Source organism: Chryseobacterium sp. sg2396 (genome assembly GCF_042610505.1).
Lineage (GTDB): Bacteria > Bacteroidota > Bacteroidia > Flavobacteriales > Weeksellaceae > Chryseobacterium.
This window is the reverse complement of record NZ_JBHGAQ010000012.1, coordinates 89,200-115,204: the sequence shown is the minus strand read 5'-3', so window position 1 is coordinate 115,204 and position 26,005 is coordinate 89,200. Positions and strand designations below refer to the sequence as shown.

The following is a 26,005-nucleotide window of genomic DNA, read 5'->3' as shown; positions in this document are numbered from 1 at the left end:
AGGCTGGATGTAATAATATAAATTATTTCGAATACGCCGGCAGCATCGGGTTGCTGATGACCGAGCATTTCCTTACTTCAATGGCTGTAGCAGCCGTATTGTTGGTAAGATCGGTATCGGTAATCTGGCTGGAATATACGTCTGAAACCAATTTGAAATTACGGTTGTTTCCTATTCCTTTTTTATAGTATTTCCCTGTAACAGTTATAATACCCGAGGTTTTGGCATTTAATCCTACCGTACCGGTTATGGTATTGGAGGTAAATCCTGAAGTCGGCAGGTTGGAATTCGTAAACCCAACCGTAGAAAGGCTGGTGATTGAAAATTTACTCATATCCAGAACATTGTTGTTATCATCTACTATTTTTCCGTTATAGCTGATATTGTTCAGGGCTGCATTGGTATCGTTGCTTACTTCGACTTTAAAGGTAATGGTGCTGGTATTGTCATTGCAGGTAAAATAGCTGTCTGAACGGCTGTCTACCCTTAGATTACCCGGTGTCGTAAGGATAATATTCCTGATTTCCTGAAAATTGAATCCTCCTCCTGTGGATGCGGAAAATCCAAGCTTAAGATTTGCAGGGATCGGATAGGCAGAGGAACTCAACGTGTAGGAAAGTACCTGGGTAAAATCGTTTTGGTTTTCTTTTCTCCATTTAACAGTAACTACATAATCATTTCCTGGCTTCGTGATGATTACCTGGACTCTCCTGTAGAAAATATTATTTGCAGGTCTTGCCGCCGTAATGATATTGTAGTCGATCTCGTTACGCTGCCTGATATCATCAACTGTACCGCTGCGGTCACCAAGAGGTGTGCTTGCAAGATATATGTTTGAGTTGGTATAAATACTGCTGGTGGGACCTCTTAAGACAAAAGCATTGGGAAGCATTCCTGAATTCAGGGTATTGGCCGGTGCAGCTCCGTTCCTGTTTTCTCCATTGTTGGCATAGTTTCCATAAGCATCAAGGCCGACACCCAGATATCCTCCGGATAATCCTGTGGTTCCGGGAGGATTGCTGTAGGTGGCATATCCCAGAGAACCTCCGTAACCTCCTAATTTGAAATTCGCGTCGGTTACAGTAGCATCGAAAAGATAAACGGAAAATCCGTCGGCCCCAAAATAACTGTCATACACATTACGCCAGTCTTTATATTCAAAATCTGCAATTACGCCCAATGTGGTCGGAAAGCTCTGGAGTACGTACATATATCCTTTCTGGTTGGGTTGGGCTTCCGTAAGTCTAAGCCATCCCGCACCGTTAGGATCTACACCCGTTGTTGCGGTAAGATAAGCATTATCTCCTACCCGTATACCAGTCATATCCCTGGTGGTTAAAGGATTTGTAATCGTAAACTGGCCTGAAACCGAAAGCAGGAATAACGAAAATGCAGCCGTTAAAAGCTTCAATGTATACTTGTGAATATTCATACTTAAGTTTTATTTTACTACAAATACAATATTCATAAAGCTGGCATCCGTAGCATTGTTGGTTACGGTATAATTCATAAAGCCATTGGCATCAATAGATACATTGGTAAATACATTGGTATCGTAATAGGTAATATAGTATTCAAGATCATTTTTACCTAAAACCGGAATTTTTCCTGATGCCCCGGTACTGGATACCTGTGGAGTATTAAACTGGTCATAATACAGCTGATACAGGTCTTTGGTCTTTGCGCCCAAGGTAGTGGTATCAAATAAAATAGAAGGCATATAAAAGAATTTAGGCATTCTCAGCCCTACCCATTTTGAAATGGCATTATTGTAAAAATAAAAGCCAGGTGTTGTAATATTGGACGTTTTTGGAGTGGAACTACCGGGCACTGCCGTTACGTACACCACCGTGGAATTCTGATCAGCTCCGTACAGGTTATCGCGGGAAGCAAGTTCCGTTCCGCTCATCCGTACTGTAAGCAGTCCTTCTGCTGAAGTTGTAGCCGATTTATTAAGCTCAAGTGTAGATTTTGGGGCAGTTGTATTAATACCTACTTGCCCATACATTTGGAATACAGCCATTAATGTAAGAGTCGAAATTATTCTTTTCATGTTTTTTTTTGGCAAAAATATGAAAATTAGAGAAACAATACTATAAAATTATAGTACTTTATATGATCCTTATCATAAATTGATCAAAGAGCTATATATAATATGTTGTATTCTTATATAATGATTTAATAAAAAGGTTTGTCCAGGGCATTTTCATTTTCAGTCGAAAAAAATGCTTTCTTCCACTTAGCAACACTATTTCTGCTAAGTTTAAAATGTTTTGCCAGTTCGGTATTGTTAAGATTATATTTTTTCTGGTAGTCTAAAATTTGAAAAATCGTTTTCTTATCGTAAGATTTCAGTTTTTGGTTACTCCGGATTCTTTCCCTGTTCTCGTTCCCGGCAATAATTGTGCTCAGGCAGATTATATCCAGAGGTTCAATATTTTTTTTTGTTAAGATATGACGGCATAATTCTTCTTTTTCAGGATATTTCATCCGGATCATATCCCTATAGATTTTTCGGTAATCAGGTTTCATTCTCATCAGGGAATTCCGTGTTTTCTTTGCTGATCCATTTGTAAAGTGTTGTTTTCGGGATGCAGTATTCCTCTATGATTTCCGATTTTGTTTTTATACCGGTGTTTATAAGTTCAAGAATGAAATCTATAATTTCGCGGGTATAAATGTTTTTTCTGAATACCGGAAGCTCGGTCTTTTTAGCTTTTTCTTTTGGTTTTACCGGCGGAGAATACAGAATGAGATGCTGGGTATAGATTCTGAAAAAATCATAGTCCAGCAGTTTGCTCCATTTCAACAGTTTTTCTGTGTCAATTTCTCTGGAAGAGTAAGTTGTGTAAATTTCATCTTCGGAACATTTCATATACTTTGAGATGCGTGATATTTCTATACCATTCTCTGCAACCCTTTTTTTTATGAAATGTCCTATATGGATACTTTTGAAGTCCATGCTGTTATATCAGATGTGTCAGGAAATTAATTAAAATGAAACTATTGCTTAAATTCTAGGATAAATTCCCATACATGATCTGAAGAGTAAAATGAAAAAAACTTTTGCCGATATAAGAATTTTCAGAAGTCGTGTAGAGATTAGCTTTTGAAACATCCTTATTAATAGCTTTCTGGGAATAAGCAGCATCCGAAAAACAGAAAGCATGGGCAACAGATAAATTTTTTTTCATATTTAAATTTTACAAAAATTGAATTTTTCGAAAAAAAATCTTGTTTATCATTGTGTTTTGTAAGCTCTGAAAAAGAATTACGTTACAAATATAATAATTAAAATTTGCTGCACAAATAGATATATGTAAAATATTGTAAAGTAATAAACTGTAATAGTATATTAATGGTACGTCCTGAAAAAGATGGCTGAAAAAAAATGTTCAAGATGAGATCGCAATATAAAATGATACTTATATAATGTTCTTATGCATAGATTAATAAATCTAATGACTTTCAGCAGGATGCTACGTGTTTAAATGAAGATTATAACAGAGGGTTGCCATAATTTGCTGAATATTAATAATATATGAATGTGTATCGCTTTTACCATAAGCAGGTAAGCTTACCTTGATATTAAATTGTTGTGATAATTTTAGGTAAAAAAATAGTTGGTAGCGAACTGTTTTATATTTAGAAGTTTACGGCAATTTTTTAAACTAGGGGAAGAATAGGTAGAATATATGATGAACAAAATCACGATCAAGCATTATTATGTCCCACAAATTTTCCTCTCAATTTATAACACTTGTGGGAAGTTTATAAGACTACAGATGCGGGATATCAGGATCCCGCTTTCTGTAATTCTTATTGGATGAATACTCCGATGGAGTTGTAGATTTATCATAGTTTCAGTTATGGCTATGATACTGCAGTTATTGTTTAATTATACCCGAACATTTTTCTCAGTTCATCCTGATTTTTTGGCAGTTTCTGAAATTGATGTTTATCATCTAAAATGATCATAGAAGGGGTTGCATAAATATGGTATTGTATGGCAATATCACTGAAATACCCTTTATCGGCGTAGATATTCAGAAGATTGGGAGATGTATTCAAGGCTACAAACTCATGCTTTTCCCAGTTGCTTTTATCTTCATCTAGACATACTCCTATTACCTGAACCTTTGTACTGTCGTTTTTCTGTAAAATCAATCGGATTTCAGCAAGCAGCTTTTTACAGAACGGACAGTCCGTTTTCCAGAAAAAAACGAGCGTATGCTCAGATTTGAAATCATAAAGATGGACATTGCCAAAATTATAATTTTCCATCAGGTTTCCCGGACGGTACATCTGTGAAAATAAAGTTTTCCTGCTTTCCATTTCCTTTTGCAGAAAATCTGCCCCACAGTCTCCGGATTGTCCGGAAACTGAAGAGCAGAAAGCTATTAATATAATAAGAATTCTATACATCATTATCTTGCCCAAAGAATGGCTTTGTAAAAGCCCCTTAAATTTGCTCCTGTAACATTTGGACACCCAAATTGACCTTGGTACCCATCTGTGAAGCAATTACCTGATCCATAATTTATAATATTATTATTCAAGTGGCTGTTTATACCTATTCCTATAGAGGAGTCATATGACCCAAACAGTTCATTATTTTCATTATTATTAATTACACAGAATCTACAATTACCATAAGTGGATGACATATTTATACCGTTTCCTATGGCACCTCCTTCTCTGGCGTAGGCATCGCTAGGAGTATAATATGTACTTGGAACATTACTGCCGCAAGGCTGGTTCAGATACTGATTTGCAATATTGGAATTCACTGTTGAATTAGCCAACGCTTTCGGTGTTCCTGCTGTTGGAATGCTGAAAGGAGTAAGATCAGGTGTAGTAATAAAATCTACCCAGAATTCTTTTGCCGATAAATAATTATAAGGCTTATATAAAGCATTGGCTGTGCTGGTGTTGCTGATATCGAAATCGGAAGTATTAAATGTCGCTCCCGAAGCCCAGATTCCTGAATTGTACAGGAAGTCACCGTTGTTATTCATGGATTTCAGGATCAGGGTCCACCCGCCTCCGTTATCGGTCATGTTACAGTATACCTGTTCGGCACAGTACGCATTTCCGCTTCCGTCCGGATCGACCCAGTAGGTTCCGTTTCCGGTAGATAATCCAGAATCCAGGATCTCTTTACACGAAGATTTCAGGTTTACTACACTTACTCCTGAAGGAACTACGGTAATGGTTTTGGTAAAGGTCTTTGTTCCGCACGCAGCACTGGAAAGCGTTGCCGATACGGTGTAGGACCCTGTTGCTGCAGTTGAAGATGCCGTCAGGGTAGTGTTAGGCGTATTGGTACTGCTGAAAGTCATTCCCGTAGAAGGAGATATGGTCCAATTGGTTACAGAAGATCCTGTATATAATCCTAAAGACAAGGAGGTGCTTTCTCCCGGTGCGATGGCACATGGAGTAGCGGTGATCCCTGAACTTGCTCCGTCTACGGCCATATCTACCGTATTGCTGTAAGTGGCACCGCAATAATTTACTGCCGCTCTCCTGAATTTGGTCGGGAAGGTAAGTACCGGCGGATCGTAATTCTGCACATTGTTGGTTCCCGAAGCAGCGGTCCATGTAGCACCCCCATCGTTACTTTGCTGCCAGGTATAAACTACGGTCCCTCCGAGGCCGGGATCTGCTGCGGAGGAAGTGAATGCTCCCGGATCGTAACCTGAACAGCCGTAAGGCTGGTTATGGGAAATCGTTCCCGGTTTTAGGTTGGGATTACAGGCTGCGGAAGAAGTTCCTGAAATGGAATTAATGCTTCTCATCCTGACCACTCCGGCAGCATCCACGGTAAGCAGGGAATCTGTTTTCTGGGCATTAATGAGTCCGTTCAGCTTTAAAGGATTGGTGGTTGCCACTACGTGAACCTTGTTGGCCGGGGTGATGGTTCCGATACCTACATTGCCTGCAGAGGTAACAACAAAATCATTGCTCTGTTGCAAAGCGTTAGGAACACCGGTAGAAGGATTGTCTTTACCGGCATCTATATGAAAGGTCGTCTGCGGATTTTTTGTATTGATGCCTACCTGAGAATATATATTTATTCCTGAAAAGATCAGGGCGCAAATAACTAATTTATTGTTCATGAGTATAAATTATATGATTGTAAAAACGATGATTATCTTGCCCAGAGAAGTGCTTTGTAAAAGCCTAACCCGTTGATTCCGTTATAATATTCATTATTTATTGGATAGTAAGCGTTACCTGAACCGAAATTCCCAACGGTATTCCCGGTTTGAACCGCTTTATCGAATGCTCCGATACCAATGGACGAATCTGAAGTATTGAAAATTTCATTGGTTTCATTATTGGACAGCATCCCGAATCGTACCGAAGAGTATGCTGCTCCTAAATTAATACCGTTACCGACTCCTCCGGTCTGATAAGAATAAGCATTCGAAGGGGTAAAATACGTACTGTTCATTCCGGAACTCTGCAGCGGCTGATTTAAATACTGATTCGCAACATTCGCGTTTAATGTCGAATTGGCCAGTGCCTTAGGAGTTCCTGCTGTTGGAACGGTGAAGGGGGTGAGATCAGGTGTGGTTACAAAGTCTACCCAGAATTCTTTTGCCGATAAATAATTATAAGGCTTATATAAAGCATTGGCTGTGCTGGAATTGCTGATGTCGAAATCAGAAGTATTAAATGTCGCTCCTGAAGCCCAGATTCCTGAACTATACTGGAAATCACTGTTATTGTTCATGGATTTCAGGATTAAGGTCCATCCGCCGCCGTTATCGGTCATGTTACAGTATACCTGTTCGGCACAGTAATTATTTCCGCTTCCGTCCGGATCGATCCAGTAGGTTCCGTTTCCGGTGGATAATCCCGAATCCAGTATTTCTTTACACGAAGATTTCAGATTTACTACACTTACTCCTGAAGGAACTACCGTAATGGTTTTGGTAAAGGTCTTTGTTCCGCACGCAGCACTGGAAAGTGTTGCTGATACGGTGTAGGATCCTGTGGCGGCATTTGAAGAGGCAGTCAGGGTAGTGTTAGGCGTATTGGTACTGCTGAAAGTCATTCCCGTAGAAGGGGATATGGACCAGCTGGCTACAGAAGATCCTGTATATAATCCTAAAGACAGGGAGGTACTTTCTCCCGGTGCAATGGCACATGGAGTAGCGGTGATCCCTGAACTCGCTCCGTCTACGGCCATATCTACCGTATTGCTGTAAGTGGCACCGCAATAATTAGTGGCTGCTCTTCTGAATTTTGTAGGAAATGTAAGTACCGGCGGATCGTAATTCTGCACATTGTTGGTTCCGGAAGCAGCCGTCCATGTAGCACCTCCGTCCGTACTTTGCTGCCAGGTATAGGCAACGGCTCCGCCGATCCCGGGATCTGCTGCCGAAGAAGTAAATACTCCAGGGTCATAGCCTGAACAGCCGTAAGGCTGGTTATGGGAAATCGTTCCCGGTTTGATACCGGGGTTACATACGTTTGAAGAAGTTCCTGAAATGGAATTGGCGCTGATCATCCTTACTACACCGGTAGCAGCATCCACAGTAAGCAGCGAATCTGTTTTCTGTGCATTAGCAAGCCCGTTGAGCCGTAAAGGATTGGAGGTCGCAACGATATGCAGCTTATTTGCAGGTACTATGGTTGCAACTCCTACATTTCCTGCAGAAGTAACCACAAAATCGTTGCTTTGCTGCGAAGCATTGGGGATACCGGTGGAGGGATTGTCTTTAGCGGCATCAATATGCAGCGTAGCTTGCGGATTGGTAGTATTGATTCCTATCTGTGAATATATATTTACTCCTAGAAAGATAAGGAGGCAAATAACTAATTTTTTGTTCATGATTATGAATAATGAATTATTTGATGTTAAAAAGTGATTATCTGGCCCAGAGAAGCGCTTTGTAAAAGCCTAACCCGTTAGCTCCGTTAAAATATTCATTGCCAATAGGATTGTATGCGTTTCCGGAACCGGAATTACCAACGGTATTTTTTGCTCCGATACCTATGGACGAATCCGAACTATTGAAAATTTCATTGGTTTCATTATTCGACAGCATTCCAAATCGTACGGAAGCGTAGGTTGATCCTAAATTGATACCGTTACCCACCCCTCCGGTCTGATAAGAATAAGCATTGGAAGGCGTAAAATAGGTGCTGTTCATTCCTGAAGATTGAAGGGGCTGATTTAAGTATTGGTTGGCAACATTTGCATTCAATGTGGAATTGACCAGAGCTTTCGGTGTTCCAGCCGTTGGTACGGTGAAAGGAGTAAGATCGGGTGTCGTTACAAAGTCTACCCAGAATTCTTTTGCGGATAAATAATTGTAAGGTCTGTACAGCGCATTGCTTGTGCTTGCATTACTGATGTTCAAATCAGAGGTATTGAATGTTGCTCCCGAAGCCCAGATTGCTGAACTGTACTGGAAATCTCCGTTGTTGTTCATGGATTTCAGGATTAAGGTCCATCCGCCGCCGTTATCGGTCATGTTACAGTATACCTGTTCGGCACAATAAGCGTTTCCGCTTCCGTCCGGATCGATCCAGTAGGTTCCGTTTCCGGTAGAGGCTCCCGAATCCAGAATGTCTTTACAGGAGGTCTTCAGATTGCCGACATTTACTCCGGCAGGAACTACGGTAATGGTTTTGGTAAAGGTCTTTGTTCCGCACGAAGCACTGGAAAGCGTGGCCGATACGGTGTAGGATCCTGTTGCTGCATTTGAAGAGGCGGTCAGGGTAGTGTTAGGTGTATTGGTACTGCTGAAAGTCATTCCCGTAGAAGGGGATATGGACCAGCTGGTTACAGAAGATCCGGTATTCAATCCCAAAGACAGAGACGTACTTTCTCCAGGCGCAATGGCACATGGGATGGCGGTAATCCCCATACTGGCTCCGTCGATGGCAATATTTACCGTGTTACTGTAAGTTACACCACAAAAGTTAGCAGCTGCTCTTCTGAATTGGGTCGGAAGATTAAGCGCGGGCGGATCGTAATTCTGCACATTGTTGGTTCCGGAAGCAGCCGTCCATGTAGCACCTCCGTCGGTACTTTGCTGCCAGGTATAGGCAACTGTTCCTCCTAGACCGGGATCTGCGGCGGCGGAAGTGAATACCCCCGGATCGTAGCCTGCACAGCCGTATGGCTGATTATGAGAAATTGTTCCGGGTTTCAGATTAGGATTACAGGGAGCTGAGGAAGTTCCTGAAAAAGAATTGATGCTTCTCATCCTTACTACACCGGTAGCAGCATCCACAGTAAGCAGCGAATCTGTTTTCTGTGCATTAGCAAGCCCGTTGAGCCGTAAAGGATTGGACGCTGCAACTACATGCAGTTTATTGGTAGGTGCTATGGTAGCAATTCCTACATTCCCTTCAGAGGTGACTACAAAATCGTTGCTTTGCTGCGAGGCATTAGGGATACCGGTGGAGGGATTGTCTTTTCCGGCATCGACATGCAGCATAGCCTGCGGGTTGTTTGTATTGATTCCTACCTGGGAATACATGACTGCCGAGCAAGCTAGGGCAGCCGCAGTTAATAAGTTTTTTTTCATTGATTATAAAAAAATTATATAAATAGATTATGTTTTCCGAATCGGTTTATCTAAAAATAGGGAGGGAGTTATTGTTGTGAAAGTATTAAAAGCTACCTGAGCACGATTGCAATAAAGAAAGTACGGGACTAGACAATACATAAAAATTTTTTCATAGTTAAATTTCTCGAAAAAATTATTTTTATTATTGTGTTTCTAGGTTTTAGGGAAAAACCTATACCGCAAATATAATAATAAATTATTCATGATCAAATAGATATAGGGAAAATTATCATAATCCCAATAATATTAAATTATATTCATAAAAAATTTAGGAAGTACCGCTATAACATATGCTTAAGATGGGATAATATTTTTTATAATAAAATGATTTTAAATATCTATCTATAGATTTAAAAGTTGTTTATATAGAGATTCATTGTACAAATCATCTATTATATTTAATAAAAATCATATTTGTTTAATGTCGTAAAATTCAACAGGAATTTCAAGTGAGAGAATTTTATGAGCATTAAAATTAATGCGGCAAGGTATTTATTTAAAATACATGTAGTATTCCCTTAAACATCAGTTCATACATGATCATTACTTTCGCGTCACAATAAACAAACATGAAAAAAATACTGTTTTCCGCAATTGTACTTACCGCTTTGGTGGCCTGTAAAGATTTTGAAACGGCTGATAGCAGCCAGGATATCAATTATTCCAAGCTGCCTCAGGAATTTCCTTTCAGTACCCTAGCCACTATTAACGGAGTTGCCGTTATCAACGGAGGTTTCGGATCAGGTGCAGCGGCACATCCTACCAGAAAAGGGGAGTTTTACGTGATTACAGACCGCGGTCCGAATACGGATTATCTGAACGGAAAGAAATTTTTAACCCCTTCTTTCACCCCTACGATTATGCATTTCAAAATTAATGCAGAAGGAAATATCGAGGTTATTAAATATATTAAGCTTAAAAATCCCTCGGGGCAGCCGATCACTGGATTACCAAATCCTGCGGGAATGGGGAGTACAGGTGAGATCGCTTATGATGCCAACGGAAATCTGCTGGGAACAGACAATTACGGGCTGGACAGTGAAAGTGTTGTGGCTGCTGCAGACGGCACCTTCTGGGTATCGGATGAATACGGTCCTCACATCGTACACTATACTGCGGAAGGAGTGGAAATGGAAAGAATCAGCCCGATCGGGGTAAATACGGGCACACGAAAGCTGCCGGCAGTACTCGCTAAAAGAAGAGCCAACAGAGGAATGGAGGGGCTTTGTATCACGCCGGACGGAAGAACGCTGGTGGGGACGATGCAATCGATGATGTATGTACCCAGCAAGAGTTTAGCAACCAATAAAACCTTAACGAGGATCGTTACTTTCGATATTGCAACCGGGCAGACAAAGCAATTCCTGTATCAGCAGGACGGCGGTGCTTCTGATTCCGTATGCGACATTACGGCACTCAGCAACACGGAATTCCTAGTGATTGAAAGAGACGGAAACTTCGGTTCTCAGGGGGGAATCAAAAAAGTATACAGAATTAATATTTCCGGAGCTTCCGATGTAAACGGCTCCGACCTGAGTGCGGTCGATGGAATGAAAATCAACGGCAAAGCGCTTGAACAGTGCACCTGGGCTGAAATTTCCGCAGCAGGAATCCAGGCGGTTTCAAAAACCCTTGCGGTAGACCTTGTAGCGAAAATCGGTTATGAGCATGATAAGTTCGAAGGGATCGTTTACCTAGGTAATAATAAGCTGGCTGTCTTCAATGATGATGATTTCGGCATCGTAGACGACGGAAACGGAAATCCGAAAGCGAAAATCCTTCCCAAGACCGGGAAAGTAGATAAAGGAACGATGTATGTCGTCGATATTAAATAGTTTCAATATATGCAGAGTCTCCCGGTTTCGGGAGACTTTTTTTAGATTGGAAAAGCTGAGGAATAATCAGGAATTTTAAATAAAGCCCTTTCATAAAATATAAAAAGACTATCTGATATTAAAACTGTTGGAAATAGGTTGACAAAAGAAACTTCCGGCATTCAGGTTATTTTTCCAGCCTTCTGACCAGGCTTTGCTTAAAATTCAAATTAAAAAAAACCACCGTCTCCGGTGGCTCATGTGTATTTTATTTCACTTATTCTTATGAATTGAAAGCTTCGATGATTTTGGAGAAATCCTCTACTTTCAGGGCTGCACCGCCAATCAGTCCGCCATCGATATCCGGTTGGGAGAAAATTTCCTTTGCATTGTCCGGTTTTACGGAACCCCCGTAAAGGATAGAAACTTCATCCGCTACTTCTTGTCCGTATTTTGCAGCAATAATGCTTCTGATGTGGGCGTGGATTTCCTGTGCCTGTTCAGGTGTTGCCGTTTCTCCGGTACCAATTGCCCAAACCGGTTCATAAGCGATTACTACCTTTTTGATTTCTTCAGCAGAAAGGGTGAAAAGCGCAACTTCCGTCTGGTTTTTTACCACTTCGAAATGTTCTCCCGCTTTTCTCTGTTCCAGTGTTTCTCCATTACAGTAAACAGGGATCAGGCCTTTATCCAGAGCCAGTTTTATTTTCCTGTTGCAGTGGGAATCGGTTTCACCGTGATACTGTCTCCTTTCGGAATGGCCGATCAGAGAACCGGCAGCATCAATGGATTCCAGCATGCCGGCTGAGATTTCCCCGGTGTAGGCACCGCTTTCATGCTCGCTCATATCCTGTGCAAGAACACCGATCTCGTCTTTTTCAAAAATATCTTTCGCCATCATCAGGTATAAAGCCGGAGGAGCAATCCACACTTCGCAGTTCGTTGTATGGTTGTTTTTATAGCTTAATAACTGAACCATCAACTGTTGGGCGTCAATTACATTTTTGTTCATTTTCCAGTTTCCTGCAACTATTTTTCTTCTCATAGAATTTATTTTAGGTTTTAAACCGTATTATATTTTTAATGTTCTGATTTTTCGATATTCCAAAGATTCTTCAAAAGCGTGTAGAAGATATGCTCTTCATCCGTTACTTTATTGTCTGCTTTGATCAGGGTCTTGGCAAACTGGATAAAGCTGTCGCGCTCCTCCTTGGTAGAATCGTCGTAAAAGCAGCGCGCATGGAATTCAAAATGATCTTTCCATTCTTCAGGCTGCAGCAGGGCAATGGTTTCAAGCTCATTGTCAAGGTTCATTTTAAAAGGAAATTCATCCGCCAAATACTGCTGTACCAGCATTCCTTCTTCCGGAGCAAACTCTCCGTCCACAGAGGAAAGGATCATTAACAAGTGGTAACCGGCAATCGGTTTATTGGATTTTTGCATTTATTATATAGTTTTAAGTTTAAGGTTCAAGGTTGGTTTTGGATTTAACATTTTGGCGTTGTTTCCATGCCTGTCGTTTGGCAGTTAATAGTCAGTTTCTTCGAGTCAATGGTCAATTATTTTCGTTAAAAATTCACCTTTCACTTTTAAAATTGATTTTCCCAGCAATATTCACTTTCTTGGCGATGGCCAATCCATGTTTGTTAAAATTGACTTGCGAAGCAAAATTGACCATTCATCTCCCTCATTTCAAATAGTCTTCCGCCGGCTGCTTGTCGATAATTTTTCCGTTTTCCAGAACTAGGACAAACGGATTGCTTCGGGCAATGGTTTTAATCGCCGTACCGTCCATCATGGTGTTTTTAATGGTTTTAAAGGTGTTCGGAAGGGTTGAAACACCGTAGACTACGGTAGCGCCCTGGGCTTTAACTTTCGCTTCAAGCTGCTTTAAAAGTTCTGGGGAAACCGATTGCGGATGATAAGAGAAGATCAGTACCGCTTTCGGGGCATTGATGATCTGTTCTGTAAGGTCTGTCCCGTTGGGATCTTCGATCTTGAATTTTACGATCTCCGATTTGTAACCTTCCCTGATCAGGACGGATTCGTTTTTGCCCTCTTCGATTTTCCAGGGAGAGCCTTCCGCCCAATATTTTGTTTCTTTGATGTAATCATCCTGGTTTACTTTTACCGTTTCTCCGGTTTTGGTATTTTTCAGTGAGTAGAAGGTCTTGTATTCTGAAGGATTTTTACTGATCTTTGCTTTTTCCGCTTTCAGGTCGGTCCCGATTTTATAGTCGCGGAAATCGATGAGCGGTTCATGAACAATTCCGTGTGCACCTATAAGGATCATGGCTACTGTAAAAATGGCCAGCAGGATATATTTGAATTTGTTCCCGGTTTCTTTTTTCGGGCTGTAGCTGTAAGCGTCTTTCTTTTTGAAGTCTTTTCTGTACAGGATAAATACAATGATAAGACCAACCAGCAATACGACATCCTTGATAAAGCTCTGCCAAGGGGTGAACTTAATGGCATCGCCGAAGCATCCGCAGTCTGTTACCACATTGTAATATGCTGAATAGAAAGTTAAGAACCCGAAGAAAATACAAAGGGCAATAAGCACCGAAAGGGTAAATTTCAGCTTTAATTTGATCAGCAGCATAAAGCCCAGCAGAAGTTCCAGGACTACGACGAAAACCGAGAGCGGCAGGGCGAATTTTTCAAAAAACGGCATGTCGAAAACCGTGGGGGAGAAGTATTCTTCCATTTTAAAAGAAAACCCTACCAGATCTATCGCCTTTACAAAACCGGAGAGGATGAAAATGATGGCGATAACGAAACGTAATAAACCTTTAAGCATAACAGATATGTTTTTTATTCTATGTGGCTTGCTTTTTCAGAAAATTTAATCAGGCAGAAAACGGCATAATTCAGCATGTCGAAATAATTGGCATCCAGGCCTTCCGAAACAATGGTAACGCCTTGGTTGTCCTCGATTTGTTTCGTTCTCAATACTTTTTGATAAATCAGATCAGTGATCGAAGAGATCCGCATATCCCTCCATGCTTCCCCGTAATCATGGTTTTTCCGTTCCATCAGCTGTTGGGCTTCGGCTGCATATTTGTCGTACAGCTGCATGATTTCTTCCTTATTTTCGTTAAAATCGTTGGAAAACCCCTTTTCAAGTTGGATCAGTCCGATGATCGAGTAATTGACGATGGCCATGAACTCATCTTCTTCGCTCTCATCTACCATTTTTTTATCGGTCATCTGTAGGGTACGGATCCTGTTTACTTTGATGTAAATCTGGTCTGTAATCGAACTTGGTCTTAAAACCCTCCATGCTGATCCGTAATCCTGTAGTTTTTTGCTGAATAATTCGCGGCACTGACTGATAATTTTCCCGAACTGTACTGAAGTTTCTGACATAAATTTTCTTAATCTTCCAAATATACGAATTAGGTTTTAGGTAGCGGAAATCAGGGCCCAGTTTTTTACCCGGATGTTGGAGTTGGCAGCGGGAAGTCGTATTTTTGCCGGATGCAACATCATGGATCATCACCCGAATATCATACCCTAAACTGCAACGGAAAACTGGTGGATTTATCCGGTCCGAAAATTATGGGAATTCTGAACCTGACTCCAGATTCGTTTTCAGACGGCGGAAAATTCAATAATGAAAAAGCAGCCCTGGTGCAGGCGGAGAAAATGCTGAAAGAAGGGGCAGAAATTATCGACATAGGGCCGCAGTCGACACGGCCGAATGCTCAATTTCTGACCACCGGTGAAGAAATAAACAGGATCGGAAGGATGATTTCTTTAATTAAAAAAGAATTTCCGGAAGTTTTAATTTCCCTGGATACTTTCTATTCCAAAACGGTAAAATATGGCTTCAACGAAGGAATTGATCTGATCAACGATATTTCAGGCGGACAGTACGACTCTAAGATGTTTGATGTTGCTGCGGAAACGAAGCTGCCATACATTCTGATGCACGTCAACCCTTCGTATGAAACGATGCATGATAAAATAAAATTTGAAGACATTACCGTATCCATCAACAGGTATTTTTCTGAAAAAACGGCTGAACTGCTGTCAAAAGGCGTCCGGGATATTATTCTGGACCCGGGCTTCGGCTTTGGAAAAACAGTGGAAGACCAGATGAAAATGATCGATGAAATGCGGTATTTCGGTTTCGGTAAATGCCCCCTGTTGATAGGGATTTCCAGGAAGTCATTTATTTATAAGCCCCTTGGGAAATCTCCGGCAGACATTAACGAAGAAACACAGAAGCTTCATCTGAAAGTCCTGCGGCAAGGTGCCAAAATACTGAGGGTTCACGACGTTGCGGAAGCAAAGAAGACGGTTGATCTTTTTTTGAGTGGAAGAGTTTGAAAGTTATATAGTAAGAGAGCCTGAGAGTGGGAGGGTTTAGAGCAGGAGTGTAAGAGAGTAATTGGGAGAGTGTGTTTGTAAAAGATCTTATTAAAATATATTAAACCTTTGCGTTCCGGAATTTCTGGCTTTAAGAAAACAGGCCGATAGCTCATCAGTTTCTCTATTTTCAATGACACACTACAAGCTCCCACCCTCAAATTCTTAAACTTTCAAATCCTCATACGCTCCGACTCTAAAAACTCAATTCAGATTCGCCAGCTTATCTGCAAATTGTTTTGAAAATTCAGCGCGGTCTTCCTCCAGTTTTTCCGTTGTGGAAGGAAGGATGTAGTTGAAAAGTATTTTCTCCTCATGATCCAGAAAGATGATTTCTTTTTCATTTCCGTCGATCATCTGGGCGAATATTTCCCACATCGAAGTGTCTTTTAATTTTAATAATTCAAAAAACTGGTCTGCCTGTATCTCGATTTTCTGCATGGTTTCTATATTGTTTATTTAATTGATTTATTCTGAATGTTTAAAGAATTTGTTCCTATGTATTCATGAAAAGAGGTTAAAATTCCAATAGTTTTAATTTGAACTGGACGGCAAAGTTCTGCTTAAAGTGGTGTGTGGTGTAATAGCCTACCCGGTAAAACAGTCCCAGGTTGAAATAGGTGGATAGGAAATTGTTCCACTCCAGCCCGACTTCCTGGTACAGGTGGTTCAGCGGTCTGAATTTAAACTGATGGTATTCCGCATGTTCCATGTCTCCGATCGTTCCGCGCAGTACGAAATCGAAGCTGGAGATGTTCTGACCGAAACTTTTGAAGTACCATGGCAGCTTGTGGGTGAAATAATACGCCACAAACCGGTCGTTGTAATACTTTCCGCCTTCCAGGGTAGCAAATCCGAGGAATGAGGTGAGGTTAAAATTAAAATCCCGTCTTGGCGAAGCCAGCCCGTTCATGGTAAAGTTCTTCCAGATCGGTGCGCCACCGAACACCATGCCGCCGTACAGCCGGAATCCCGTGGTTCCCAGAACCGTCTTAAAATTGTGGACGAAAAGGGCATCGAATCGGATGTAATTGAAATCCCCACCGAAAATTTTATAGCTCTGCTCAAAATTGAAATACAGCTCCGGATATTTCTGGTCGATCAGCGATTTTCCCTGCGGCGTCATGATATTCGTGGAATTCGGGGAATATTTTAAGGTAAACAGGGTGTTGAAATTTTCAAATGAAGAACCTCTTCCGCGGAAGGAATAATCGAACATAGCTTCTTCGAGGTTTCTCCGTGCGGCAAAAACAAGCGTCAGCCCGTTGGTCACATCATTCAGATATGAGACGGAAGCTCCCCGGTAATGATAATACCGGTCGTTATTCAGGTTGTTTCCGTAATTCGCCATCCGCATTTTAAAGTTCCACAGCCTGCGGTAAAACTCACCGGAAGCGGTTACATCGTCGTAGTACTCTATACGGAAATAGGAATCTTTTTCAAGGGTGGTTTTGATGTCCAGTCCGAGCCTGTATTTCCATTTATCATCCTTAAAACCATAAGCGAAAGTATAATCCGGGGAAAAGTAAGGGCTGAAATTTTCATTAAGCTTGGCTTTCAGACCTACTCTGAAACCTTCATATAAATTGTAATTTACGATTTCATCTACGGCAAAGTCCACTGCGCCAACGCGGATCTGCCCGTTCAGCAGACCGCTTAAAATCTGAGCCTTATTGTCGATGTTGTATTTCCTGCCGAGGCTGTCGATGATTTTATAAGTATTCTTTTCACGTTCCGTCAGCGGATCGGTCCGGTATTGTTCCAGTGTATTTCCATGAATGTTTTTTACAGAAAACGTATATCCCTTGAAATCTTCCGGACTGTTTTCTGCGGGGCTTTTGTAATCAAAATAACGGGAGGTCAGCAAAGCGTAAGTTCCGAAAGTCTGTTTCTTTTTCGGATCCGTTTTTTCTACGGAATGCGGCTTGTTTTCTTCTTCCAGCTGCATATTGCTCATTTTCAGTTTCACGGTCTCATGGGCAAGAAACCATTTATTATGGAAGAAAATCCAGGTACTGGTCAGGATTCCGTCGTTCTTATTCTTGCTGAAATTTTCAATTTTTTTTACACCATAGGTCTCGGTATCTACGTAAATAGCTCCGTTATACTTCCTCTTTTTATCGGGATTTTTGTAATTGACTTCCCTGAATCGGATCACGAAGTTTTTCCGGCCATCCATTTCAATGGTGTCGGTGAGGAAAAACCGATAGAGGCCCCTGTTTTCCTGTTTCAGCTGATCGGGAACTTTGTCCCGGTTGCTTTGCTGAAGGGCGATCATTTCGTAAATCGGCTGTTTCAGCCCGGAGATCCGGTTATCAAGGATATTTATTTTTTCACCGTATTGCCTGGAATACAGAAATTCCTGTGCCCTTTCCCAAAGGAAAAGTTTGCTTTTCGAAAATATTTTCCGGGCGGAAATGTTATTTAAGGAATCTTTTTTACGCTTTTCCCGGAACATTCCGGTTTCTTCGAAAAACTTATTGTACTGGGCTACGCTGTCTTCGTCGATGTCGAGAGAAATTTTTTCATAGGATTTGTAAGAATAGGAATCCAGGGTCTTCGGTGAGTTTTCGCTGAACATCCGGTTTACTTTTTTCAGGATTTCCAATGCTCTCGGATCACTTTTGTCTTCGATGGTAATGCCTTCAATAGCGGTAACTTTCGATTGTGAGAAACCAAAAATCCAGAATGAAAGACCTAAAAACAATAAAATCCTTTTCATAAAAACCTTTCAAAATTAATAATATTTCTCCGCACAGGAAAGTTTTTAGTGCCTGGTTTTAACCTGTTAACAAAATTTTATTTAATTAAAATTGATTGAGGATTCGTAATCTGAGTTTGAACACAAAGTCCATTGAGATTTAAAGTATTAGTAACGATTTTTTTTGTTTCACAAAGCCGCAGGTGCTTATAGAAAATTTTTCGTTAAATGTAGTTAGCATCCATTGGTGTTGTAGAAATCATCATGAATTCTCAATAATTGCAAAATTTTCAAGTCACAAAAAATCCCGGGATTTTCCGGGACTGTTATTTAATGATCGCTTAATGCATTTAGAAAATCAATGATTTCCGACATTTCCTTTTCTGATAAATTCAGCGGAGCATCAGAGAGCGTCTGGTTTTCGGTTCTCAGTCCGAATCCTTTTCCGCCGCCTTTGTTGTAGAATTCCATGACTTCCTGCAGGGTTTTATAACCGCCGTTATGCATGTACGGACCGGTTTTGCCGATGTTTCTTAGTGTCGGGGTTTTAAAGGAGTGCTGTAAAAAAGCTACTGTTTCGTGGAATTTGCCTCGCCCCGGATCTTTGTCTGCCGTCCGGTTGGATGAATTTTCAGCGATTCCCAGGACTTCCTGTTCGGTTTTGGTGTAATTCGGCGGGACCGTCCCGTTGAAAAGCGGTAAAAAATGGCAGATGGCGCACTGCGCTTTCCCCATGAACAGGTTGAACCCTTTCTTTTGACTTTCCGTCAAGGCATTTTTGTTTCCTTTCATGTAATGATCAAAATCAGAGTTGAAAGAAGCTAACGAACGGATATAGCTGGCCAGGACATTCTGCAGTTGCCAGATTTCGGCATTCTTTCCTTTGTAAATCGTTGCAAATGCAGTACGATACTTTGGATCGGCATTGATTTTAGCGATAATTTTACTGAGGTCACCATGCATTTCCTCTTTATTGGTAATCACAGCGGAGCTTTGTCCTTCCAGGTCGTCCTTGCGCATATCCCAGAACTGTCCGTGCTGGAAGGCCGAGTAATTCAGGGAAGGTGTATTTCGCTGCAATGGTGAGTCGGTCAGGGACATGGATTTTTCCCGTCCGTCGGTGAATGCTTTTTCTGCTACATGGCAGGTGGCGCAGCTTCGGGAATTGTTGTCGGATAAAATATTATCGTTGAAGAGCTGTTTCCCGAGCTTCACTTTCTCCGGCGATATTTCAAATTGCTTTCCGGGAACAAAAGCATTCGGATTAAAGGCATTTTTCGAATAAAATGTGCGGACGTTCTTATTCAGTGCCGAAGTAACTTCTATAGCCGGAATGTCCTCCTGTTTTTGGAAATCGATCATCATGGAGGTAATCTTATTCAGATGTTCAGGAATAAAATTGATGTAATCAAATGTATTTTTATCCGTATTCTTTTTCATATACGTTATGGATGCTTCAATTTCCAGGATGATCCCTGCCAAAGCTTTGTCTTTTGATTTTTCCGTGGCAATCTGCTGAAGTGTTGTCTTCACTGAATTTAAAGCGTATGGGATTTCTCTTAAAAATGTTCCCGAAACCGGCGTATCGAAACCGGCAATCCCCAGGCTTGAAATTCTGAAAGTTTCCTGTCTCAAGGCATCGAATACCTGGTCTCTGGAAATGGTGATAGCCTGAAAGTTTACTTTAATCGTATTGCTTTTATTGGTCAGGTTTTTAAGCATGCGGACGACTTCATCCCTGTTTTCCGGATCGTAAGGGTACAGCATTTCTTCCAATACCTGCAGGCCTTCGGGCTCTATTTCCGTGTGCTCCTGCATTTCGATTTCAGGCAGGGCAGGACCGTTAATAAAACGTGCGGTCTGGGGAAGGAAATATTCTACCGCCCATTCCATCTTTTTATACGTTGTCCTAAGCTCTTCAAATTTTTTCTGAAGCTTCGCCTGATCGGGATTTGCGGAAACCATTTGCATCAGTTCGCTGGTCCGGTTCAGAAAATCGGCATTGTTCCTGAAAAGGTCTTTTTTTACCTCTGACAGATCATCCTGTAACGGCTGATGGTTCTGGGTACACTGCAATGTTCCGAAAATGGCAAAAACAATGAGCAGAAAAGCAACAAAAGGATATTTAAGAATGATTTTCATACGATATGAAAAAGTATCAGCAGAATTTCTCCTACTGATACCCTATTAATAATGATAGTAAATTATTTCTGAACGTTTCTGATGATGATGGTCTGTCCACCTTCTTTGTTGGTATTCACCCCTGCACCGTCTGCATTCGCAAACGCATCTTTCTGCCAGGTGTGGGAGTGGATGTTTACCGCAAATGTGTTAGGTACTCCGATGATATCTGAAATATCGATCATCGCCCCGAATTCCCATGATCCAAGCTTTGTAAGCTGTCCGGATTGGTTGTACGCTGCCTGCCATGCTGCATCGTTTCTGTTGTGCTTCATATTCAGCCACGGCTTGTACTGCTTGGTGCTGATGTTCAGTTGCCAGATGTAGGAATCGTGCGTAGCGGCAGGGTAGTAAGAATCACCGTCTTCCTGGATGTATACGTAGTTTTCCGTTACACAAAGGTTATCCGGGTTAATCAGGTTGCTTCCCGGATTGGAATCTCCTTCGGCCACCACTTCAAGCTTTCCGGTAAGCATGTTGCTTTCGTTTAAGACAAGCTTGTAGACTCTTCCCCACATGGTAAGTCCGGCTTTCGGATTTACCCCGTCTGAAGATTCTCCGGTAGCGGTAAAGTAGATTTCTCTTCCTTTTCCGGCTCCTTTCCGGTAATCTACGTCCTCAACTCTTGAGAAACGAATGGCGTTGTTATCGATATTCTTCTGGTTGATCTGGGCTCCGGTAAGGTTTTTGGCATTGGAGATTTCCACAAATTCCACATCATACTGGTTTCCTTTCGTCATATTGGTTTCCGTATAATTGTTGTTGGTTCTCTTCAAAGCGTACAATTTTCCGTTGTTTAGGTCGCCTTGAGTATCGGAAACGTACATGATCAGCTGTCCCGCCGATTGGTGCGAAGAGCTGAAAGACTGGTCTTCACCGATCATGATGTATGTTTTCCCGTTGGAAATATCTTTAGGTAGCGGAACGGCATTTTCCATCGATGCTTTACCCAAAGCAGGTTTTACCCTCGACTGGTCTGCAGCCTGTGCCACTGCAGCCAGTGGGTTGATGGCGTGTACCATACTTTCTTCTCCCGATTCCCCGGCTGTAAGAAAAGCACTGAAACCATGCTCTGCCACGGTAGCCAATGTTGCGGAACACAATCTGGTCATTCCCCCGATTCCGTTCAGGATGTATTCTCCTTTTACCGGCTTAAGGGTTTTATCCAGATAAACTCTTGAAACCGATTTTGTAATTTCGTGGTTAGTGATCATCAGGTATCCTTCTGAATTCGGATCTTTCATGATCCCCATTCCGTCCGGCTGCCCTGCGAAAACAAAGTTCGGGCTTCCGGCAAGCACATCGGAACTGGAAATCAGGGTGGTGATGTTCAGGTTTTCAAAACCGCTCATTCCGTAAGCGAAGGCCGGTTCTTTAGAGAAGTTCTCAATTTTGATGTTCTGATTTACCGGATTTTCATTGCTATCCGTCGTTTCATCATTACAGTTTTGTAAAAGCACCGCTGTTAAAAACAGGGCCCCTAATGTTTTGTAGATTTTCATAATTGTTTTATTTCGATATTGCAAAACTAGGGCTCCGTTGTTAACTGAATTTTAAGCACCGCGGTACAGAAATTAAGTTTTCCTTATTAAAAGCGGGGAAATGTTACGGGAGTTTCAATAATTAGAACGGATCAAAATAATAGCGGCAATCTGCAGAAATTTTATATGGTAAAGCGTTTAGCATATAAGAAATATGAGATCTGAGTTTCATACTTTGAAAATATTTTAGATCACAATCAAAAATAAAGATTAAAGATTTTTATTGTATCGGTGAATCATCAATTTGCTAATAAAGCTTTTATAGACAATGAAATCTGCGAATCTGTGCTCATCTGTGGTTTAATTAAAAAAATCTAAACATGACTCTTTCCAGGCGATTCGCTAATACTATGTTGAGATCCCTACGGGATGGACAAACGGGGTGTTATGGTGCGAAAGTGATTCCTGCAAAATCTGCGTTGTTATCTGTGAAAATCTGCAGAAATCCGGGGGAGAAAAAAAAGAGAGCGGACCGCAGCCCGCTCGTGTTGAAATAATAATTGGTCATCAATGAAAATATATTTTAATTCAGGAGATTAAGCTTAACCTTAATTCCGAAATTGTCTTTAAACTGAGGTGTCTGGTAATATCCCAAACGGTAGGAAAACCCGACGCTGTAACGGCTGCCCAGAAAACGGTTCCACATGATACCGGCTTCCTGGTAATAATGATCCAGTACCTGGAACTGAAACTGATGATCTTCCCGGTTTTTCATATTTCCGATAGCCGCCTGGTATTCAATTTCAATGTTGGAATACCTTTTTCCAAGGGTTTTGAAACGGAACGGCAGGTACTGCGATACTTTAAAGGCTGCAAATTTATCGGCGAAAAACATTCCGGCAGGCATAGTGGCAAATCCCAGATTGGAAGGGGTGCTGATAACAGAAGTCCATTTATCAGCAGTCAGGTCCCTTTGTCCGGCAATTTCAAAGTTTTTCCAGATCGGTGCGTCTCCTGAAGAGATTCCTCCGAAAAGCTTAATGTTCGTATAACCGAGTTTGGATCTGAACTGATGGATGATTAAAGCATCCAGCCTGTGGTAATCCAGTTCTCCGCCCAAGGTGCGGAATCCTTTTTCGTAGTTTACGAATACCTGCGGATAGCCTTTTTCATACGTGTATTTACCACTCGGCGTCATGATGTTCTTGTCATTGGGAGAAAATTTCAGGGATAATGTTGCGCTCGTATTGTCGAAAGCATTTCCCAGATCTTTGTACCGGTAATCGAAAAGGGCCTGTTGTTTTTCTTTATTTAAAGCAACTTTTACACTTACCGAATTAGACAGATCATACAGGAACGAAGCACCCCATTTTTGATTTTTATAGAAGGTACTGTTGTGGAGATCAAGGTTCATATCAGGAATTTTCATCATCACATCCCACATGGCATTGCTGAATCTTCCTGCGGCAAAGACATCATCCATATATTCAATCCTGAATACGGAAGTTCTTTTATCCGATAATTTTACATCCAGCCCCAAGCCGTATTTCCAGCGGTGATCCTTGAATCCGTACCCGAAATACCCGTCCGGTGAAAAGGTTTTATTAAATTTTTCATTTAGTTTAATTCCTGCACCCAGGCGTACTCCCTGATATTGGTCATAGCTGAAAAACTTCATGAGATCGAAATCGATGATTTTATACCGGAGGTTTCCGCGTACCAGTTGGGTAAGGGTATTCAGCTTTTTCTCAAAATCATATTTCTGTACGAAGCTGTCGATCTTGGTGTAGGTAGCATTTTCTCTTGCAGTAAGGCTGTCGGTTCTGTACTGATCCAGAAGGCTGCCGTCGGAATTCTTCACTTCCAGCGAATACCCTTTGAAGTCGGATGCTTTTTGTTCTTTATTCAGCTCAAAACCGAAAAAGCGGTTTTTAACATACAGGTAATTGCCGAAGGTTTTCTGGTTGTATTTTTCTTTTTGGCCCGGTTTCAGGCTGTCTTTTTTAGAAGTGTCAAAACTCTGGTCTCCCATCTTCACCCTCATATCTTCGTAATCCAGGAACCACTTTCCGCCGATGGGCTTCCAGACGGAAACGATTTCTCCTTCGTTTCTCTTCTTACTGGCACTTTCAAACTTTTTCAAAGCGTAAGTTTCGGAATCCACATAGATCTTTCCGTTGAATTTCCTGGGATTCTGTTTCTTTTTGTCGGTGATTTCCTTGAATTTGATCACATAAGTCTTTCTTCCGTCGATCTGTAAGGTATCGGACAGGTAAAAATTGAAAAGCTTTCTGTTTTCAGGCCTAAGCTGTCTCGGGATACGGTCGAGGTTGGAAATGTTGATGGCCAGGGCTTCGTAGATCGGGTTTTTGAACCCCGACATCCTGTTGTCGATAATGTTTGTTTTTTCACCGTAGCTTTTGGAATATTTGTATTCGGCCGCCTTTTCCCAAAGGAACATCTGGCCTTCAGCCGAAGCCTGGATAAAATCCTCGGCTGTAAGAGAATCTTTTTTATCTTTTTTGGTCTGCTTTACATCCTTCTTGTCGACTTTTGACAGAGAATCTTTTCTTACCGCCAGAAAATTTTTGTAGATATCCACAGAATCCTTATCAACATCAATGGAAAATTTAGTGTAGGATTTAAAGGTGTAAGAATCAAGTGATTTCGGTGAATTTTCTTTGGCTCTTTTATTAAGCTCATCCAAAATCCTCAACGCTCTCGGATCACTTTTATCCTGAATGATGATCTTATCGATATTGCCCATCTTTTCCGATAGCGGCTGCATGGAAACTTCCATGGATTTTTTCACGTCCGCCGTAACATCCTGGAAATTGTCGGCCAGTATTTCCACCTTCTTACATTTTGTTTTAAAGGAAAGGCTACCGCCGAGATCCGTTTTTCCAAGAAGCTCATCTTCGCAGTATACCGCCGCATTGTGAATGGGTTTTCTGTCGGTTTTGCTTAAAACTTTCAGTTGGCTTTGTCCGAAAAATAATACGGTAAAAAATAAAAATGGTAAGACTAAAAATTTTGTCATTAGTTTTTTTAATAGATAGACAAAACTATTGATAAGAAGGTTACAATACCATAGCAGAAAATATAATCTTTTGTTAAAAATAAATAAAAATATCCTAAAAAATCTATGGTGAATAACATATTCAGCAAAATGAAAAGCTGTCCAACTTTTAGGACAGCCTTTTAAATCGTTATTTTCACAGATGTATTCCTGATAAACCGGAAGAAATTAAGATTTGCAGGTCAATTAAGCTCTGCTTCCGTTTCCTCTAGCAGCCAAAGCGACGATCAGGATTAAAATTAATGCGCCTGCTGCCCATACAATAGGATTGGACATCCAGTCTGCTGAAGAACCTCCGCCTCCTTTATTGACATCGACATCTACTTTTAAGTCTGCTGCTTTCTCCTGTGCATAAGCGTATACCGCTGCAAAGTTGGTCATTAAAATAAGTACGGCAAGCTGGATTTTTGAAAGAAAATGTGTTGGTTTCATAATGTTAATTTTTTGTGGTTGTATTAATATGTGTAAGTGTAATGTTTGTAATAAAAAACGGGTTTTTATATCATGTTATTTATATATTTGTGATATTGATTATATTATGGTTTTATATCCTGCAATACATTGCATTTAGTATAAACCGTAAACTGTTCTTTTTTTCATTAATCATGAATCGTTCCAAAGTGGAGTTATAATTAAAATTCCTGAAAATTTTTCAGGAATTTTAAAAATTTATAAGACTTAAGAAGGTGAAATTCTCAGAGCCTTTGAATCATCATTGCTGAAATGTCTCTTTATTTTTAGCTTATTTATAATAGTTTTTCCGTCCAGATTTTAACCAGAGT

21 protein-coding genes are annotated in these 26,005 nt (G+C 41.0%); 2 read left to right on the top strand and 19 right to left on the bottom strand.

What is annotated here, in order from left to right:
• Window positions 1–22: 22 nt before the first annotated feature.
• The 9 genes from ACED20_RS13585 to ACED20_RS13545 form a co-directional block, all read right to left on the bottom strand.
• Window positions 23–1,432 (bottom strand): hypothetical protein, encoded by a 1,410-nt coding sequence (locus tag ACED20_RS13585; RefSeq protein ID WP_378105170.1) that lies wholly within the window; start codon window positions 1,430–1,432, stop codon window positions 23–25.
• A gap of 9 nt (window positions 1,433–1,441) precedes the next feature.
• Complete coding sequence (locus tag ACED20_RS13580) at window positions 1,442–2,053, bottom strand: hypothetical protein (protein ID WP_294233751.1); 612 nt, start codon at window positions 2,051–2,053, stop codon at window positions 1,442–1,444.
• A 125-nt stretch (window positions 2,054–2,178) separates the two neighbouring features.
• Window positions 2,179–2,538 (bottom strand): helix-turn-helix domain-containing protein, encoded by a 360-nt coding sequence (locus tag ACED20_RS13575; RefSeq protein WP_294198480.1) that lies wholly within the window; start codon window positions 2,536–2,538, stop codon window positions 2,179–2,181.
• Window positions 2,522–2,875, bottom strand: coding sequence for a hypothetical protein (locus ACED20_RS13570; protein ID WP_363315490.1), 354 nt, complete (start codon window positions 2,873–2,875; stop codon window positions 2,522–2,524). Before ACED20_RS13570 ends, ACED20_RS13575 begins: the two co-directional genes overlap by 17 nt.
• 142 nt (window positions 2,876–3,017) lie before the next feature.
• On the bottom strand, window positions 3,018–3,194 hold the full coding sequence (locus tag ACED20_RS13565; RefSeq protein ID WP_294198476.1) for a hypothetical protein: 177 nt from the start codon (window positions 3,192–3,194) through the stop codon (window positions 3,018–3,020).
• 700 nt (window positions 3,195–3,894) lie between these two features.
• Entirely contained in the window at window positions 3,895–4,428 is a 534-nt protein-coding gene (locus ACED20_RS13560) for a TlpA family protein disulfide reductase (RefSeq protein ID WP_378105166.1), read from the bottom strand.
• Window positions 4,428–6,119, bottom strand: a complete 1,692-nt coding sequence (locus tag ACED20_RS13555) for a fibrinogen-like YCDxxxxGGGW domain-containing protein (protein WP_378105163.1) — start codon at window positions 6,117–6,119, stop codon at window positions 4,428–4,430. Before ACED20_RS13555 ends, ACED20_RS13560 begins: the two co-directional genes overlap by 1 nt.
• 32 nt (window positions 6,120–6,151) lie before the next feature.
• Window positions 6,152–7,843 carry a fibrinogen-like YCDxxxxGGGW domain-containing protein gene (locus ACED20_RS13550; protein WP_294319157.1) on the bottom strand — a complete coding sequence of 564 codons (1,692 nt, stop codon included), beginning with the start codon at window positions 7,841–7,843 and terminating at the stop codon, window positions 6,152–6,154.
• A gap of 37 nt (window positions 7,844–7,880) precedes the next feature.
• Window positions 7,881–9,551, bottom strand: a complete 1,671-nt coding sequence (locus ACED20_RS13545; RefSeq protein ID WP_378105161.1) for a fibrinogen-like YCDxxxxGGGW domain-containing protein — start codon at window positions 9,549–9,551, stop codon at window positions 7,881–7,883.
• Between the two features lie 611 nt (window positions 9,552–10,162).
• Here ACED20_RS13545 and ACED20_RS13540 point away from each other — a divergent pair.
• On the top strand, window positions 10,163–11,428 hold the full coding sequence (locus ACED20_RS13540; RefSeq protein ID WP_294264861.1) for an esterase-like activity of phytase family protein: 1,266 nt from the start codon (window positions 10,163–10,165) through the stop codon (window positions 11,426–11,428).
• A gap of 262 nt (window positions 11,429–11,690) precedes the next feature.
• On the opposite strand, the gene tpiA is transcribed toward ACED20_RS13540, so the two are convergent.
• The 4 genes from tpiA to ACED20_RS13520 all read right to left on the bottom strand — a co-directional run bounded on the left by tpiA (window position 11,691) and on the right by ACED20_RS13520 (window position 14,776).
• Window positions 11,691–12,452 carry a triose-phosphate isomerase gene (tpiA, locus tag ACED20_RS13535; RefSeq protein WP_294226622.1) on the bottom strand — a complete coding sequence of 254 codons (762 nt, stop codon included), beginning with the start codon at window positions 12,450–12,452 and terminating at the stop codon, window positions 11,691–11,693.
• Between the two features lie 35 nt (window positions 12,453–12,487).
• Complete coding sequence (locus tag ACED20_RS13530) at window positions 12,488–12,850, bottom strand: TerB family tellurite resistance protein (protein WP_294198461.1); 363 nt, start codon at window positions 12,848–12,850, stop codon at window positions 12,488–12,490.
• A gap of 244 nt (window positions 12,851–13,094) precedes the next feature.
• Window positions 13,095–14,207, bottom strand: coding sequence for a BT_3928 family protein (locus ACED20_RS13525; RefSeq protein ID WP_378105157.1), 1,113 nt, complete (start codon window positions 14,205–14,207; stop codon window positions 13,095–13,097).
• Window positions 14,208–14,221: 14 nt separating this feature from the next.
• Complete coding sequence (locus ACED20_RS13520; protein ID WP_378105154.1) at window positions 14,222–14,776, bottom strand: DUF1599 domain-containing protein; 555 nt, start codon at window positions 14,774–14,776, stop codon at window positions 14,222–14,224.
• Window positions 14,777–14,887: 111 nt separating this feature from the next.
• On the opposite strand from ACED20_RS13520, the gene folP reads away from it, so the two are divergent.
• A complete protein-coding gene (gene folP / locus ACED20_RS13515) occupies window positions 14,888–15,742 on the top strand; it encodes a dihydropteroate synthase (RefSeq protein ID WP_378105151.1) in 855 nt (284 codons plus the stop codon).
• Window positions 15,743–15,985: 243 nt separating this feature from the next.
• Here folP and ACED20_RS13510 read toward each other — a convergent pair whose 3' ends face one another.
• The 6 genes from ACED20_RS13510 to ACED20_RS13485 all read right to left on the bottom strand — a co-directional run bounded on the left by ACED20_RS13510 (window position 15,986) and on the right by ACED20_RS13485 (window position 25,655).
• Window positions 15,986–16,222 (bottom strand): hypothetical protein, encoded by a 237-nt coding sequence (locus ACED20_RS13510; protein ID WP_294198454.1) that lies wholly within the window; start codon window positions 16,220–16,222, stop codon window positions 15,986–15,988.
• Window positions 16,223–16,298: 76 nt separating this feature from the next.
• Window positions 16,299–18,503, bottom strand: a complete 2,205-nt coding sequence (locus ACED20_RS13505; RefSeq protein ID WP_294319165.1) for a hypothetical protein — start codon at window positions 18,501–18,503, stop codon at window positions 16,299–16,301.
• 309 nt (window positions 18,504–18,812) lie between these two features.
• Window positions 18,813–20,624 (bottom strand): cytochrome-c peroxidase, encoded by a 1,812-nt coding sequence (locus tag ACED20_RS13500; RefSeq protein WP_378105148.1) that lies wholly within the window; start codon window positions 20,622–20,624, stop codon window positions 18,813–18,815.
• A gap of 62 nt (window positions 20,625–20,686) precedes the next feature.
• Window positions 20,687–22,165: a hypothetical protein gene (locus ACED20_RS13495; RefSeq protein ID WP_378105145.1), complete on the bottom strand. Its 1,479-nt coding sequence runs from the start codon at window positions 22,163–22,165 to the stop codon at window positions 20,687–20,689.
• 562 nt (window positions 22,166–22,727) lie between these two features.
• Window positions 22,728–25,184 (bottom strand): DUF5686 family protein, encoded by a 2,457-nt coding sequence (locus ACED20_RS13490; protein WP_295222342.1) that lies wholly within the window; start codon window positions 25,182–25,184, stop codon window positions 22,728–22,730.
• Between the two features lie 225 nt (window positions 25,185–25,409).
• Window positions 25,410–25,655: a hypothetical protein gene (locus tag ACED20_RS13485; RefSeq protein WP_294222413.1), complete on the bottom strand. Its 246-nt coding sequence runs from the start codon at window positions 25,653–25,655 to the stop codon at window positions 25,410–25,412.
• Between the last annotated feature and the right edge of the window lie 350 nt (window positions 25,656–26,005).

Excerpts from the sequence above, each read along its gene's own strand:
- folP (WP_378105151.1), top strand. The coding sequence starts at position 14,888 with ATGCAACATCATGGATCATCACCCGAATATCATACCCTAAACTGCAAC.
- ACED20_RS13525 (WP_378105157.1), bottom strand. The coding sequence starts at position 14,207 with ATGCTTAAAGGTTTATTACGTTTCGTTATCGCCATCATTTTCATCCTC.
- ACED20_RS13550 (WP_294319157.1), bottom strand. The coding sequence starts at position 7,843 with ATGAACAAAAAATTAGTTATTTGCCTCCTTATCTTTCTAGGAGTAAAT.
- ACED20_RS13575 (WP_294198480.1), bottom strand. The coding sequence starts at position 2,538 with ATGAGAATGAAACCTGATTACCGAAAAATCTATAGGGATATGATCCGG.
- tpiA (WP_294226622.1), bottom strand. The coding sequence starts at position 12,452 with ATGAGAAGAAAAATAGTTGCAGGAAACTGGAAAATGAACAAAAATGTA.
- ACED20_RS13485 (WP_294222413.1), bottom strand. The coding sequence starts at position 25,655 with ATGAAACCAACACATTTTCTTTCAAAAATCCAGCTTGCCGTACTTATT.
- ACED20_RS13545 (WP_378105161.1), bottom strand. The coding sequence starts at position 9,551 with ATGAAAAAAAACTTATTAACTGCGGCTGCCCTAGCTTGCTCGGCAGTC.
- ACED20_RS13570 (WP_363315490.1), bottom strand. The coding sequence starts at position 2,875 with ATGAAATGTTCCGAAGATGAAATTTACACAACTTACTCTTCCAGAGAA.
- ACED20_RS13555 (WP_378105163.1), bottom strand. The coding sequence starts at position 6,119 with ATGAACAATAAATTAGTTATTTGCGCCCTGATCTTTTCAGGAATAAAT.
- ACED20_RS13495 (WP_378105145.1), bottom strand. The coding sequence starts at position 22,165 with ATGAAAATCTACAAAACATTAGGGGCCCTGTTTTTAACAGCGGTGCTT.
- ACED20_RS13560 (WP_378105166.1), bottom strand. The coding sequence starts at position 4,428 with ATGATGTATAGAATTCTTATTATATTAATAGCTTTCTGCTCTTCAGTT.
- ACED20_RS13540 (WP_294264861.1), top strand. The coding sequence starts at position 10,163 with ATGAAAAAAATACTGTTTTCCGCAATTGTACTTACCGCTTTGGTGGCC.
- ACED20_RS13500 (WP_378105148.1), bottom strand. The coding sequence starts at position 20,624 with ATGAAAATCATTCTTAAATATCCTTTTGTTGCTTTTCTGCTCATTGTT.
- ACED20_RS13565 (WP_294198476.1), bottom strand. The coding sequence starts at position 3,194 with ATGAAAAAAAATTTATCTGTTGCCCATGCTTTCTGTTTTTCGGATGCT.
- ACED20_RS13585 (WP_378105170.1), bottom strand. The coding sequence starts at position 1,432 with ATGAATATTCACAAGTATACATTGAAGCTTTTAACGGCTGCATTTTCG.
- ACED20_RS13520 (WP_378105154.1), bottom strand. The coding sequence starts at position 14,776 with ATGTCAGAAACTTCAGTACAGTTCGGGAAAATTATCAGTCAGTGCCGC.
- ACED20_RS13505 (WP_294319165.1), bottom strand. The coding sequence starts at position 18,503 with ATGAAAAGGATTTTATTGTTTTTAGGTCTTTCATTCTGGATTTTTGGT.
- ACED20_RS13490 (WP_295222342.1), bottom strand. The coding sequence starts at position 25,184 with ATGACAAAATTTTTAGTCTTACCATTTTTATTTTTTACCGTATTATTT.
- ACED20_RS13530 (WP_294198461.1), bottom strand. The coding sequence starts at position 12,850 with ATGCAAAAATCCAATAAACCGATTGCCGGTTACCACTTGTTAATGATC.
- ACED20_RS13580 (WP_294233751.1), bottom strand. The coding sequence starts at position 2,053 with ATGAAAAGAATAATTTCGACTCTTACATTAATGGCTGTATTCCAAATG.
- ACED20_RS13510 (WP_294198454.1), bottom strand. The coding sequence starts at position 16,222 with ATGCAGAAAATCGAGATACAGGCAGACCAGTTTTTTGAATTATTAAAA.